Source organism: Roseburia rectibacter (assembly GCF_014287515.2).
GTDB lineage: Bacteria > Bacillota > Clostridia > Lachnospirales > Lachnospiraceae > Roseburia > Roseburia rectibacter.
Window position 1 is genome coordinate 3,825,998 of record NZ_CP092473.1, and the last position, 14,265, is coordinate 3,840,262.

At 43.0% G+C, this 14,265-nt stretch carries 16 protein-coding genes and 1 riboswitch; of the genes, 6 read left to right on the plus strand and 10 right to left on the minus strand.

Going from position 1 to position 14,265, the window contains the following annotated elements; translation table 11 throughout:
• Positions 1-43: 43 nt before the first annotated feature.
• Positions 44-427, minus strand: coding sequence for a winged helix-turn-helix transcriptional regulator (locus H8S51_RS17540; RefSeq protein WP_117921215.1), 384 nt, complete (start codon positions 425-427; stop codon positions 44-46).
• Between the two features lie 302 nt (positions 428-729).
• On the opposite strand from H8S51_RS17540, the gene H8S51_RS17545 reads away from it, so the two are divergent.
• From H8S51_RS17545 to H8S51_RS17555, 3 genes are all read left to right on the plus strand, one after another.
• Entirely contained in the window at positions 730-1,728 is a 999-nt protein-coding gene (locus H8S51_RS17545) for a FecCD family ABC transporter permease (RefSeq protein ID WP_186899262.1), read from the plus strand.
• Complete coding sequence (locus tag H8S51_RS17550) at positions 1,721-2,551, plus strand: ABC transporter ATP-binding protein (RefSeq protein ID WP_118489138.1); 831 nt, start codon at positions 1,721-1,723, stop codon at positions 2,549-2,551. Before H8S51_RS17545 ends, H8S51_RS17550 begins: the two co-directional genes overlap by 8 nt.
• Positions 2,552-2,671: 120 nt before the next feature.
• Positions 2,672-3,052, plus strand: a complete 381-nt coding sequence (locus H8S51_RS17555) for a glutathione peroxidase (RefSeq protein ID WP_186899263.1) — start codon at positions 2,672-2,674, stop codon at positions 3,050-3,052.
• On the opposite strand, the gene H8S51_RS17560 is transcribed toward H8S51_RS17555, so the two are convergent.
• From H8S51_RS17560 to H8S51_RS17570, 3 genes are all read right to left on the minus strand, one after another.
• Complete coding sequence (locus H8S51_RS17560; protein ID WP_186899264.1) at positions 2,936-3,421, minus strand: nucleotidyltransferase substrate binding protein; 486 nt, start codon at positions 3,419-3,421, stop codon at positions 2,936-2,938. The genes H8S51_RS17555 and H8S51_RS17560 overlap by 117 nt on opposite strands.
• Before the next feature lie 362 nt (positions 3,422-3,783).
• Complete coding sequence (cysG, locus tag H8S51_RS17565; RefSeq protein ID WP_186899288.1) at positions 3,784-5,154, minus strand: siroheme synthase CysG; 1,371 nt, start codon at positions 5,152-5,154, stop codon at positions 3,784-3,786.
• An 18-nt stretch (positions 5,155-5,172) separates the two neighbouring features.
• Positions 5,173-6,246 (minus strand): ABC transporter substrate-binding protein, encoded by a 1,074-nt coding sequence (locus H8S51_RS17570; protein WP_186899265.1) that lies wholly within the window; start codon positions 6,244-6,246, stop codon positions 5,173-5,175.
• A gap of 112 nt (positions 6,247-6,358) precedes the next feature.
• Positions 6,359-6,479, plus strand: a riboswitch (TPP riboswitch).
• Between the two features lie 406 nt (positions 6,480-6,885).
• On the opposite strand from H8S51_RS17570, the gene thiT reads away from it, so the two are divergent.
• Positions 6,886-7,569, plus strand: a complete 684-nt coding sequence (gene thiT / locus H8S51_RS17575; protein ID WP_117921201.1) for an energy-coupled thiamine transporter ThiT — start codon at positions 6,886-6,888, stop codon at positions 7,567-7,569.
• Between the two features lie 125 nt (positions 7,570-7,694).
• On the opposite strand, the gene H8S51_RS17580 is transcribed toward thiT, so the two are convergent.
• Positions 7,695-8,324: a sugar O-acetyltransferase gene (locus H8S51_RS17580; RefSeq protein WP_117921214.1), complete on the minus strand. Its 630-nt coding sequence runs from the start codon at positions 8,322-8,324 to the stop codon at positions 7,695-7,697.
• Positions 8,325-8,462: 138 nt separating this feature from the next.
• Between H8S51_RS17580 and H8S51_RS17585 the strand changes: the two genes are divergently transcribed.
• A complete protein-coding gene (locus H8S51_RS17585) occupies positions 8,463-9,026 on the plus strand; it encodes a cupin domain-containing protein (protein WP_207724019.1) in 564 nt (187 codons plus the stop codon).
• The gene (locus H8S51_RS18555) at positions 8,959-9,249 is read left to right on the plus strand and encodes a helix-turn-helix transcriptional regulator (protein WP_117921199.1); all 291 of its coding nucleotides are present in this window, start codon (positions 8,959-8,961) and stop codon (positions 9,247-9,249) included. Before H8S51_RS17585 ends, H8S51_RS18555 begins: the two co-directional genes overlap by 68 nt.
• Before the next feature lie 60 nt (positions 9,250-9,309).
• On the opposite strand, the gene H8S51_RS17590 is transcribed toward H8S51_RS18555, so the two are convergent.
• From H8S51_RS17590 to H8S51_RS17610, 5 genes are read right to left on the minus strand one after another with little or no spacing between them, the layout of a single operon-like run.
• On the minus strand, positions 9,310-10,380 hold the full coding sequence (locus tag H8S51_RS17590; protein WP_241070801.1) for a glycoside hydrolase family 30 protein: 1,071 nt from the start codon (positions 10,378-10,380) through the stop codon (positions 9,310-9,312).
• Positions 10,308-10,628, minus strand: coding sequence for a hypothetical protein (locus tag H8S51_RS17595; protein ID WP_241070802.1), 321 nt, complete (start codon positions 10,626-10,628; stop codon positions 10,308-10,310). Before H8S51_RS17595 ends, H8S51_RS17590 begins: the two co-directional genes overlap by 73 nt.
• Before the next feature lie 12 nt (positions 10,629-10,640).
• Complete coding sequence (locus H8S51_RS17600) at positions 10,641-12,293, minus strand: type 2 periplasmic-binding domain-containing protein (RefSeq protein WP_117921197.1); 1,653 nt, start codon at positions 12,291-12,293, stop codon at positions 10,641-10,643.
• 25 nt (positions 12,294-12,318) lie between these two features.
• The gene (locus H8S51_RS17605; RefSeq protein WP_117921213.1) at positions 12,319-13,197 is read right to left on the minus strand and encodes a carbohydrate ABC transporter permease; all 879 of its coding nucleotides are present in this window, start codon (positions 13,195-13,197) and stop codon (positions 12,319-12,321) included.
• Between the two features lie 12 nt (positions 13,198-13,209).
• Entirely contained in the window at positions 13,210-14,166 is a 957-nt protein-coding gene (locus H8S51_RS17610) for an ABC transporter permease (protein ID WP_117921196.1), read from the minus strand.
• Positions 14,167-14,265 lie beyond the last annotated feature (99 nt).

Sequence of the window (14,265 nt, forward strand, 5' to 3'; positions counted from 1 at the left end):
ATTTCTGTTTTACTGCTTATTATTATAGTTACATATCACAATCCTATCTGTGATAGTCACATTTCTGGCACTGTTTCATCTCATTTTCCACATCTTCCTTATAGAAAATATCTGACCACCGGCAGATACTCTGCAATATCGGAACAACCGAATTTCCTTTTTCCGTAAGTGAATACTCAACTCTCGGCGGTATCTCATCATATGATTTCCGGTCGACAATACCATCGGCTATGAGATCTTTTAACGTTGCTGCTAAAACTGCGTCTGTGATGTTATACATTTCTTTCCGTATCTCGCTGTAACGCAGTTTTTTATCGGCGGAAAGCACACATATAATACGCGATTTCCATTTGCCACCAAAGACCGCAAGACCGTATTCAAGCGGGCAACGGATATCAGCCTCTAATTTTTTTCTGTATTTTGCCATAAAAAACACCATTTTTCGCATATCAAGTTTATGTGTAAGCACAAATCTTGCGTGTGAAAAATGTTATTTTTCACACTAATCACCTGCAGGTTTTTCGTAACTGCTCAGAATCTCTGAGCCAATTACATGTATTATAACCTAAAGGTAATCTTTTTTGAAGTAACTATGAAATTTATTAGTGACCTTAACATTTAAATGAAAACCAACCCATTGCGCATTTCCCCTGCCTGTGATACCATAATGAGCAAATTTGCCATCTTTTTTTAACCAATACAAAAGACTTTTGCAGGAAGGAATCCCCTATGAAAAAGCACAAAAGCATTACCATCCTTCTGATGTGTATGTTACTCCTCGTGTCTGTCTGCGCAGGCATTTTATTTGGAAGCGTGAATATTGCATTCAAAGATATCTTACATTGTCTGACCGGGGCAGACCACAGTTCTACTTCTTATATTTTAATCACTACCGTGCGCATCCCACGCGTGCTCGGCGGACTTTTTGCCGGGATCGGGCTGTCCTGTTCGGGTGTGATCTTACAGGGCGTAATGAACAATTCGCTGGCAAGCCCAAGCACGATCGGTGTCAATTCCGGCTCCGGTTTTGCGGTCATGCTCGCCATGATCTTTTCCCCGGCAAACTCATTTACACTTCCGGTCTTTGCGTTTTGCGGCGCCCTGATCACCACACTGCTGATCTTTTTTCTGGCTGCGCTCTCAGACAGTTCAAGGACTACGATCATTCTTGCCGGAATTACAGTCTCAAGTTTTTTAAGTGCAGGCATCAATACGATCAAACTTTTAAATACGGATATCACGGTGAATCTGACGTCTTTTCTGATCGGTTCCCTCTCCGGGCTTACCCTAAGCAGGCTGATCCTGCCGTGCCTCTGTATTGCTATTGCATTCTTTGTTTCCTTGTTTCTCGCACAGCCGTTAAATATGCTCGGACTTGGGGATGACATCGCGCGCTCCCTCGGACTGCGCGTTTCACTCACCCGCTTTTTGCTTCTGTCCCTCGCAAGCATCCTTGCCGGATGTGTCGTCAGTTTCGCCGGTCTGCTCGGCTTTATCGGACTGATCATCCCGCATATCTGCAGGCGGCTTTTTGGCAATGATGCACGTTTTCTTTTGCCGTGCTCCGCACTTTTGGGCGGCAGTTTTGTACTGTTATGTGACCTGCTCGGACGAATACTCTTCTCTCCGTTTGAGCTGCCCGCCGGGATTATCATGTCGTTCGTCGGCGGACCGTTTTTCCTGTATCTGTTACTGAAAAAGAAAGGAGGGCGCAGAGTCCATGCTTGAATTTCGCAATGTTTCCGTTTCCTGTCAGCACACGCCGATCTTAAACGACATCTCATTAACTTTCCGTGACGGGGAGATCACCACGATCCTTGGCCCGAACGGCTGCGGCAAGACTACCCTGGTCCAGTGCTTAAACGGTGCTTCCACGGTGACCGCCGGACAGATATTCTTAAACGGACAGGATTTTCTTAAAATTTCCCCGAAAGAACGTGCCCGGGAAATTTCCCTGCTCCCACAGGTCCGCACGATCATTCCTGCTATTCCGGTTAAAATGCTTGTGGAACACGGGCGCTTTCCTTACCTTGGATTTTCCCGCCGGAAATCAAAGGAGGACACTGAAATTGTAAACCGTGCCATGGAATTTACCCACATCAGCCAGTATGCCGACCAGTATGTCGACACGCTCTCCGGCGGTATCAGACAGCGCGTGTTTTTTGCCATGGTGTTAGCGCAGGATTGTGATTACATCGTGTTGGACGAGCCGACCACCTATCTCGACCTGACCGGGCAGCGCGAATTTTACGCCATGATAAAGGAATTAAAAAAACAGGGAAAAACGATTATTCTGATCTTACATGATCTGAGTCAGGCGGTGCGCATCTCAGATACGCTGGTTGTCATGAACCGCGCCGGTTCCAGATCTCTTGATGAAGCAGCGCATGCCGGTACAGACTCTGATGTTAAAGCAACTGATTTTCCCGGCAGCATCGCCATGGTTGGCACGCCCCAGGAGTGTCTGCAGTCACATGTGATCGAGGATGTGTTTCAGACAAGCTGGAAAAGGTTTACGGATGAAGATGGGGAGTATTACTTTTTTGAGTAATACTCTTTTTTGTATGAATTTTTCTTGACATATGGATTAAAATGATGTATTTTTATTTTGCATTTGATTGTGTGCAATTTAATTGTTCTAAATCTTTTATTTTGAAAGGAAACTTTTACTATGAATTTTTATGATTATGAAGCAGAGGATGCAGGATTTGAGATTCTTGATTTCCCATGTAATCAGTTTGGAAACCAGGCACCGGGAACAACCGAGGAGATCGCATCTTTCTGCGACGCAAAATTTGGAATTACCTTTAAACTTTTTTCCAAAATTGAGGCAAATGGAGAAAATACGCATCCGCTGTACAAATATCTGAAAGAACAGAAAGGTTTCGGAGGATTTGATCCAAACCACCCTCTCACCCCGCTGCTCGAAAGCGGATTATACCGCACCCAGCCGGATTTCCGTAACACCCCTGATATCAAGTGGAACTTTACGAAGTTTCTGATCGACCGGGATGGAAATGTGGTAGAACGGTTTGAGCCTACCACCTTTTAGCATTTCCATCCATGTATCATCTGAAATCAATTCTGCTTTATAGGATGTTTTGAGCACTTCACGCGGCGAACCCGCAATAAAACCCGTCATTGCATAATATTCTACCAGTATATCTTTCATAACTTTCCATGCCAGATCAAATGTGATGCTAAATTTTGCACTGGTTCCACTCAATACAAAAGAATCCGAAAGATCCCTCTGTTTTGCTTCTGCAAGTGCATCAAAATCCTTCACACCGGACACGGCAACATCAATGTCACTTCTCTCCCGTGCTGTTCCTTTCGCTCTGGAGCCAAATAAGATCACCTCCACCGCCGAAAAATGTCTGCAAAGTTCTGCAACCGCCTGTATCACTTCTTCTGCCCTCACAAATACTACCTGCCTTTTTCACATATTGAAATCATTTTAGCAGACGTTGCCGGCAATAGCAGCGATTGCCTTTGACGTGTATTTATGTTTTAATATGAACACTTAAAGATTTTTCGCCAGCAGAACGGAGCGTACAGGTCTTTATTGACAGTTATTTTCTGAATGAAACAGGTCTGATCAGTGTGCATCCAAATGAAAATACGGCTACCGTATTGTTAAAAACAGAAGATTTATTACAGATCATAAAAGAATACGGAAACGCCGTTGATGTTGTTTCCATCTAATCAGATAATATACAAAAAGGAAACACACTCTGCTTTAAATGTGATCCATTCACTGCAGTATGCTTCCTCTTTTTTTAACTACAACTCCATCTCTGCCGTCTCCCCGATCACAATAACCGCCGGAGACTGCATCCCGGATTCTTTTACTTTTTCTGCAATATCAAAAAGTGTTCCTCGCACACTTACCGTTTTTCCATCAAAATTTCCCTGCACCACTGCTGCCGGTGTTTCCGGAGATTTTCCATACTCCATCAGCCGTCCGGCTAGTTTTGAAAGCTGGTGCATTCCCATCAGAAATACAAGCGTGCCCTCCACTGCCACAAGTTCTTTTAGTCCTTCCGGCAGACTGTCCGCAGTGCCTTTCGTATGTGCCGTCACCACATGAAAACTGCGGCTTTTTCCACGGTGTGTTACCGGGATTCCTGCTGCCGCCGGAACCGCAATGGCAGATGTGATTCCCGGCACTTCTGTCACCGGGATTCCTTTCGCCTTTAACGCTTCCATTTCCTCACTGCCTCTGCCGAAAACAAACGGATCTCCGCCTTTTAAGCGCACCACGCGTTTGCCTTTCTTCGCATGTTCGATCAGAATCGCATTGATTTCTTCCTGTTCCCTGCTATGTACACCGATCCGTTTCCCGACATAAATTTTTTCACAGCTCTCCGAAGCGTGATCTAACAGACGCGCATCGATCAGATCGTCATAGACAAGCACCTCGGCTCTCCGTATTGCATTTAAACCGCGCAGTGTGATCAGGTCATATGCACCGCAGCCCGCACCGACGAGCGTTACCATGCCTGTACTGACGATTTTCCCTAATCCAGTCTGTTCCGCACTCTGGCAATAATCTCTGATCCGCTGCCTCGTCTCTTCCTCATCCGGCACGCGGTTTTCATCCATGCAAAGCTGTGCTGTCTCTTTCAAAAATCTGGCTCTGATCCTGTCATCTGCAATCATTTTTTTTGCAGGTTCCCGGATTGATTCTAAATAATCAAGAATCTCTTCCATCTGATTTGGAAGTTCCCTCGCCATGCGGCTTCTTAATTCTGCCGCGATCTGCGGACTGGCTCCTGCGGTGGAGATTCCCGCGGTCAGTTTTCCTTCTTTCACAAGAGACGGAAATAGAAAACCGCAGTAATCTTTGTCATCTACCACATTGACTAAAATTCCTTTTTCCTGACACAGTGCGCTGATCCTGTGGTTTAATTCCCTATCATCGGTTGCCGCAATGACAAATGCACAGCCCTCGATATCCTCCGGCACAAAGGGACGCTCCTCACACATAAATGCCGGATCCTGTTTTAATTTGTCCATAATATCCGGTGCTATTATGGTAATCTTTACACCGAACGGTTTCACCTTTTCTGCCTTGTGTGCTGCAATCCTGCCGCCACCCACGATCAGACCTTTTTTATTTTCTATATCAATAAAAAACGGAAAATATGCCATTTTCAAACCGAACCTTTCTTACTTCATCTCCGGGTATAAAATATCTGCCAGCTGCTTATAAGCCTCTCCCCATTTTGCATTCGGTTTTAAGTTAAATAAGCGCTTATCAAGGATATAATAATGATCATTTTTCACGGCAGTCAAAGATGCCCATGCCGGATTAGAGGTCAGAAGTTCTTCTACATTTTTCATAGCGGCATCACTGTCATTTCCCTGAATCGTCACAAAAATATACTGCGGATCAGCCGCAATGATCGCCTCCATGCTAAGATCATCCAACAGACTCTCGTCACTGTCTGCAATATTCACACAGCCAAGGTCTGCTAACATTTCTCCGCAGACATTTCCGTCACTGCCCTTTGCCTTTACATTGCTTGATGCTGCCCGAAGGAATAATACAGTCGGATTACTGCCGTCCGCTCTCTGCTTCATTTCTTCCACTTCTTTCTGCACATCCAGACCATTTTTCTGATAGAGATCATCTCTGCCGGTAATCTGTGTACAGATGGAAAGCATGTTTAAATAATCATCAAAATTCGCGACGTCAAAATAGGCAACGGTAATTCCTGCCTTTGTCAGTGTTTCCTCCAATGCAACATCCGCATCCGTATTTGCACTTGCGATCACAAGATCCGGCTCCGCTGCAATGAGCTGCTCGACATCCGGCTCCAAAATGCTTCCAAGATTTACCACGCTCTCATCAAGTTCTAAACCAAGGCTCTCCCAGGAATCATTTGCTGCTGCAACAACATTTCCGCCTGCTAACATCCATACATCTGTGAAACTACCGATCAGCGCTGCCACACGATCTGCAGATTTCACTGTCACCTCACGTCCAAGATCATCGGTGAACGTATAACCCTGTGTCTGCGCCTCAATATTTGTTTCTAATGCCCCGGTATCTGCTTCCAATGTCTCTGTATACAATTCCGTCTGCTCTGCATCCGCTGTGCTTTCTGTTTTCTGCCCAACAGCCTGCACATCCCCTGCCGTTTCATTTGCGGAAGTTTCCTTTGCTCCCCCGCAGCCAGCTGAAAGAAGCAGTGCTGCAAGCACGCCTGTCAGTGCCAGTTTCTGATAAATTTTTTTCATGTCTTTCATCCTCCGCAAGTTGTTTCTACATTTTTGACATTATATTTTTTGTTGCTTTTTTTGTCAACATTTGACTTTTTCATCATTAATTGCTATAGTGTGAAACGTTCCATACAAATGCTAGGGGTGCTATTTATACCACATGGTATCTACAACGTGCTGAGAGATGATTTCATCGACCCTTATTACTTGACCCGGATAATACCGGCGTAAGAAAGCGTTTTCATTTACTTTATTCTGGTAAGAAACAATCCCCCGTGTTTGTATACAATAGAATGTACGCTCCGCGAACATTCTATTATCATGAATTAGGATTCTGGTGTCAAAAGGTGGCTCACAACTTAGCGATTGTCAAATTGCACAAAGTTGGGACTCGTTTTGTGACTTTGGGAGAAAATTAGAAAATCTTAGTATGCCTGTTAATGCATAGTGTTTTGCTGCCATGGATGGCAGCAAAAGTCTTAACGTCCCATGGACGGGACGTTTAAGACGTACACGTCACTCCTGGAAAATCTAAATCAGGCATACTTAGTTTTTCTTATTTTCGGACAACGGAACAAAATAGATCCGACTTTGTGCAACTTGACAGCCAAAAATTGAAAACCACCTTTTGATACCAGAATCAAACAAGGAGGATTTATGAATAACTTTTTTGCTACACCGGAAGGCGCCTGGGGAGACGGCTCCGTACACCTTACTGTGACCGGAATCGTAATCGTCGTCGTAATCATCGCATTACTGCTCATCGTTGCAGCGTTTGTGCGTCAGAAAAATGCAAGCCGCAAGGCAGCCTTAACAACCAAACAGCTCGTTTACTCTGCCGTTGCCATCGCACTTGCCGTGGTATGTTCCATGATCAAACTGTTTGAAATGCCGATGGGCGGCTCTGTCACATTACTTTCCATGCTTTTTATTGTTTTGATCGCATACTGGTACGGTCCTTATGTCGGGATCATGACAGCCGTGGCATACGGTCTGGTACAGTTTGTCACCGAACCGATTTTTTATACCATTCCACAAATGCTGCTTGACTACCCGCTTGCATTTGGTGCACTTGGTCTTGCAGGATTTTTCAATAAGAAAAAATGGGGACTTCAGATCGGATATATCGTCGGTGTGATCGGACGCTTTATATTCGCTACGATCTCAGGTGTTGTATTTTTCGCATCCTATGCACCAGAAGGTATGAACCCGGTACTTTATTCATTGGGATATCAGGCTTCTTACTTAGTACCGGAGGCAGTCATTACCTTAATCATCATCAGTATCCCGCCGGTTGCAAAAGCAATGGCACGCGTAAAACAGAATGCCGTGGAATCGTAACATTGTTTTATTTTGTTCCACAACAACTACTTTTTTGCCTGCGTGTACGAAATGCAATATATACACATTTCGTACACGCAGGCTTTTTCTTTTATCAACGAAAGTTATGCTCCCGCACCGTCATTTTATTTTTCCTTCTGCGCACATATCATCTCCCATGCTTCATCATCAATCTCTTCGTCATGAAACAATTTTCTTTTATCCTCTTCTGTTATTTTACGGATAACACGGCATGGATTTCCCGCGGCGATCGACCAGTCCGGGATATCTTTTGTAACAACACTTCCTGCACCAATTACCACATTATCTCCAATATGTACTCCCGGACAGACGACTGTATTTCCTCCCAACCAGACATTGTCCCCGATGGTAACTTCTTTTCCATATTCAAAAGCAGAATTGCGGGTATCAGGATAAATTGGGTGCCCCGCCGTATAAATAGCTACATTCGGCGCCATCTGACAGTTATCACCTATTTTTACCTTTGCCACATCTATAATCGTACAGTTATAATTTGCAAAGAAATTTTTACCTACCTCGATATGTGAACCATAATCACAATAAAAAGGCGGATTGATCCATGCACCATCTGATTTTCCCAAAAGTTCTTTTACAGTTTTTGCAATTTCATCAAAATCGGAACGATCTGCAAAGTTAAGTTTTTGCAGGATTTTTCTGCATTTTACCTGTTCCTCCATAACAGCCTCATCTGAAATATAGGCAAGCTGCATATCTCTTCTTTTTTTCATGTCCATTTTTTTCTTCTCCGTTTCTGTTAAATTTTTTAACCATTTATATTTTCTGTAATAAACAATTTCCATTGATTTTCATACCAGAATCAGCCATAATAATATAACAATCCGGACTTCCCTGCATATATCAAAAAAGGACAGCTGTCAAGCTATCCTGATTTTCGTGCTGTCAGCCACTGGCATGACGATCTTGAATTTATTGTGATTTTGGATGGACAAATGGCTTATGATATCAATGGGCAGAAAATTTTATTACAGACCGGAGAGGGAATTTTCGTCAACAGCCGCTGCTTCCATTATGGTTATTCCGATACCCATGCAGAGTGTCTCTTTATCTGTATTCTGCTCTCTCCACAGCTTCTTTCTGTAAATACTTATTTTATACAAAATTATTTAGATTCTCTGATACAAAACAGCCATTTCCCTTATCAGAAATTGAATCCGTCTATTCAATGGCAAAACACTATTCTTCATGATCTTAAAATTCTCTATGAAAATAATATAACTAAGATTCAACCATTTATTATTCTGGAAAAGTCTGTTCATATTTTCCGGCTGCTTTCTGAAAATATGAACTTCTTCCCAGACTACGATAAAAATACAGAGGATATACTGGCTCTGACTGCGATGATCGGATATGTGCAAAAAAAACTATCCGGAAAAACTTCTGCTGAAAGATATTTCCTCTGCCGGAAACTGCTGTAAAACAAAATGCACTTCTCTATTTCAAAGGTATTTAAATACTTCCCCTATGATATATCTAAACCGTTATCGTTTAGAAAAATCTATTTTTCTTCTCCGGAACACGTCAATGTCCGTTACCGAAATAGCATATATGTGTGGGTTTTCAAATACCAGTTATTTTTGTGAACTTTTTCATAAGTATTACCATACCACACCAGGGAAATTCCGAAGCCAGAATAGATAATGTGTAAACCATTTAGGCCTCGGATTTTGCCCCAAAAACAAGGGAGGAAGTCTTTTGCGGCTACCAGCATATCGTCATGATCGTGTGCGGCTCCATCTCCATCTCACACACTTTGCTTCCGTCACCAAATGTAAACTTCTGCACTTCATCCATTCTGTTCAACAGAACTGCCACTTTACCTCCATCTGGGTTGACAAATCCGGCTGCTTCTACCTGTGATGTAAAACGGGAAATCAGCATCCTCTTTGCTCCGCGTTTGATAAAACGGCTGAAATGTCCGATATAATAGTAAGATAATTTAACATCGATCGTATCATTTTTTGTATCACACATAACCGGAGCATCACAATAATTTTTCACATGATTCGGTCCACCCTGCTCATCTAAGTAGATATTCCAGTCTAAATAAGCGTTCATTCCTGCATTGAAATTTCCTAATATATCATGCGCGTACATTTCTGCATGAGCCACCTGGCTGTCTGCTGCAAACCTTGAATATTCCACGCATCCCTCGGTAAAGATCAGCTCTTTTTCCGGGAAACGGTTTCTCACTTCCTGCAGTGCTTCAAAATGATCTCCGGTATACCAGTGAAATCCGATTCCATCAATCGCATTTCTTGATTCTTCTGTGGACATGCTCTCCATCGCACGGTCTAAGACGCGCTCCTTGTTGTGATCCCAGATATTAATCTTTACTTCGGTATGTCCGGCAGCATCTAATGCCGGTCTTAAATAGCCACATACGTATTCCTGTTCTTCTTTTCCGGTAAACAGACAGGAATCCCATGTCTGTGACGCATTCGGCTCATTCTGTACTGTAAGCCTGCTGATATGAACGCCCTGTTTTTTATATTCTGTCACATAGTGCGCTACCATATCCGCCCACATGCCGTAATACTCTTTCTTTAATTTTCCGCCATGATTCATTTCACCGTTTGTTTTCATAAACGCAGGCGGACTCCATGGGGAGGCGAGCAATGTCAATTCTTCCTCCTGCTCTTTTGCCGCATGGATCAGCGGCAAAATATACTCTTTGTCACGCTCAATGGAAAATGTCTTTAGTTCTTTGTCTGTTTCATCTTCCACATATGCATAGTTTCCAAGTGCAAAATCGCAGCTCTGAATATGCACACGCCCGAAATTATAACGGTTTCCGTTTTTTCCAAATACAGGTCAAGAAGCTCTTTCTGCTTTTCCGGACTCATCTGCGCATAGGTATAGGCTGCCGATTCTGTCAGCGCTCCACCCATGCCAAGAATCTCCTGATAGGTGATTTTCGGGTATGCTTTGATCAGATTCATCTCACATTTTGCGTCTGTCTGAAATTCTTTCTCCGCCTCTTTAAATGTGAAATTTCTCCCACTTGTGTAATATTTCATGATCCGTCTCTCCTATTTTGTATTTAATTTTTCTGCATTCTTCTGCATTTTTTCATTGCGTTCTTTTACAATCGCATCCCAGTCATTATCTGCACGGAATTGTTTGTGTGCCTCTAAAATACTGTCAAACTCTGCATCATCATTTGCTCGGATCATACCAACTAAAGTGGTCGCCCAGTTAGTTTTAATCGCACTGTATGCACGCGCCTCATTGCTTCCGGTATCCGGATCAGTATTTTCAAGGATAAAATGCGGATATAATTTTCCAATGCCCCACTCCTGCATCTGTTTTACTGCATCCGGGTATGCATCATCGCTCAATGCTTTATAGCGGTCATGTCCGAATGGGATAAACTCACCGAGACGCATCTCCTTTTTAAAGCGGTCGTTATCACTGTCACGCAATTCTTTTGCTGCTTCTGTCAGTTCATATTTACCGTCTGCATTGATCTCATATGTCTCTCCCTCAATGCCGTAATTAGTAAGAATCTGACCGTCATCATCTAAAAGGTAGGTATATATCTGGATTGCTTTTGCAGGATCCTTGCAGGTCTTAGAAACATATGTGATCATCCATCCACTGATTCCTGCCTGATTAAGTTTCGGTGCATTGCCTTTTGTACTCTGCGGTCCGTCGATTGCAATATAAGCTGCATCCGGATCTGAGCTTGCAAACGTGGTAAGGAAACCAGACTGCTGCACCGTACCATCCATCATAATGCAGGCATATTTACCAATACTTTCTTTTTCCTGCCATGCAGTGTTGTCATCCGTAAAACTGTCATCGCTGATATAACCATCACGATATGCCTCATTGAATGTTTTAATCCACGACAGATAATCCTCATCCATATTTCTATCATAGAATGTATTGTCATCATTTGCGATCGGAACCCCTAAGAAATCCTGTAATACATCGCCAAGAGAACTTGTTCCGTCTGTCTCAAAGTTGTTAAAACCAAGTGGAATCAGATCCGGGTATTTCTCTTTAATTTCTCCAAGTACATTAAGAAACTCTTCCTGTGTTCCCATAGATGGCTTACCGAGCGCCTCATACACATCATTCCGGATCACAAATGCTGTTTTTGCGAAAATATCGCCACCATCATAATCCTCCTGTGTATTGGAATAATCAGGATATCCATAGGTCTTGCCGTCATCCATCGAGAACCAGCTTAAGGTCTGATCCGATGCCACCTTGTAAAAATATGGATCATAATTATCTGCAAGATCCTGCAGTGCATATGCCCAGGTATCTGCCTTCTGTGCCACACTTGAGTTGCTGTCAAAAACGGTAATAATATCCGGCATATCCCCACCGGCAAAAAATGTATTCAGTTTCGTATCATCACCGACTAAAAATTCCACATCCAGTTTTAAGTCATCCTTGATCTTTTTTGTCACCACATCGTTTCCCCAGTCGGTGTTCCACCATTCTGCATTCACATACCAGGTCAGTTTTGTATTTTCTTTGGTGTCTGATTTCCATGCCGGTGTGTTTTCATCTAGCGTATAACGTCCACCTTCTACAACTCCGTCCTCGCCGGTCTGTGTCAGTCCTGCATCTGTCTGTTTTGATCCCCCGCCACAGCCTGCAAGTGTCCCCACTGCAAGCGCCGCTGCAAATACAGCTGCCATTCCTTTTTTCCACATTGATTTTTTCATGTTCCTCTCTCCTTTTCTACTACAATTATTCTTTGACCGCTCCAAGCATCATTCCTGATACAAAATGTTTCTGTAAGAGCGGATAAATAATAATGATCGGTACTGTTGTAACTACAATTGTTGCAAGTTGTATTCCTTTCGATGTCGTGGAAAGTGCAACATTTCCGATACTGTTCATGCTCTGTGCCTGCTGCTGTACAATGATCTCATAAATCTTCATCTGTACTGGGTACAGGCTTTTATCTGTCATATATAATTTCGCAGTCATAAAATCATTCCACTGGTATACGCCATTAAAAAGTGCGATCGTTGCAAGTGCCGGTTTTGATAATGGCATTGCGATCGTAAGAAAAATTCTCCATACACCGGCGCCATCAATTTTTGCAGATTCTTCCAATGATGCCGGAACCTGTCTGAAAAAGTTCATCAGAATGACAACGTCATAATAGCTGAAAAGCTGTGGCAGTATGTACACCATAAAATTATTTAAAAGTCCGAGCTGTTTCATCAACAGGTAAGTTGGAATCATGCCGCCCGAAAAAAACATCGTGATGATTCCCATTACCGTGTACAGTTTTCGTCCCCGCAAATCCCGCTTGCTGAGTGCAAATGCGACCATCGCACAGAAAAATACATGCGTGACCACACCGAGCACTGTTTTTGCAACTGAAATCAAAAATGCCTGCCAGATGGAAGTGTCCTTAAACACTGCTCTGTAATTGTCTAATGACCACTCTTTTGGAAAGAAGATAAATCCTCCCTCCGCTAATGCCGTACTTCCCGCAAAAGAAGACGCAACCACATTCAACAGCGGCACCAGTATCAAAACTGTAAGTATCAGAATAATTGCCGTATTCACAAAATCAAATATCCTGTCTCCTGTGTATCGTTTTGTTTTTCCCATATATGCCTCCATTTACAATACTGATTCTTCATTAATCTTCCCGGTAATCTTATTCGCTGTCACAAGTAAGATCACAGATACGACCGATACGCCAAGTCCTACCGCAGTCGCATAGGAAAAATCTCCCTGTGTCATACCCATCCGATAAACATAAGAATCAATGACTTCTGCTCTTACCTGGTTTTGTGAATTCATAAGAACTAATGTCTGATCCAAATTGGATTTTAAAAGCCCACTCACAGTCAGAATAAAATTAAGACTGATGATCGTTTTCATAAGCGGCAGTGTAATACTGAAAATCTGGCGCATTCTTCCGGCACCATCCATCTTTGCCGCCTCATAATAGGTCGGGTCGATTCCCGCCATCGTTGCAAGGTAGAGCACCGTTCCCCATCCTGCCTCTTTCCAGGTGTCGGATAAGGATGCGATCCACCAGTATTTCCCGGAATCCAGCAGGAAATTTTTCGGTGTACCTACCATTCCAAACGCCATAAGGATCTGGTTTAAAAGTCCTGTCGTTGACAGCCAGTTGATCAGCATACCACCCAGCACGATCCAGGAAAGGAAATGTGGCAGATAGGAGATCGTCTGGATCACTCTTTTAAATGGGCCATCCCGCAGTTCATAAATCATGATGGAGAGCATGATCGGTGTTGTAAATCCGATCAAAAGTTTTAAAAAACTGATTCCAAGTGTATTCACAACCGACTGCCAGAAATATTTATCCGTCGCCACGATCTTAAAATTTTCAAGACCAACCCATCTTGCCGAATTGATCGTATCGACAACTGTATAACTCTTAAATGCAATGGTCAGCCCATAAATTGGCCAATAACAGAAAATGATCATAAAGATAATTCCCGGTATGACCATAACCTGCAATGGAAGCTGCTTTTTAAAATCATGCGCATACGCCTTTCTTTTTTCTTTACAGGTCAATTTTGGTATATTTTCTTTCTTTTTTCCCATAGTTCCACTCCCTGTTTTTGTTTGGTCTGTACTAATTACAGTAATTATCTTACCATTCGCATAATACTCTAACAAGCGCCTATTCTGTCTTGTAATAGG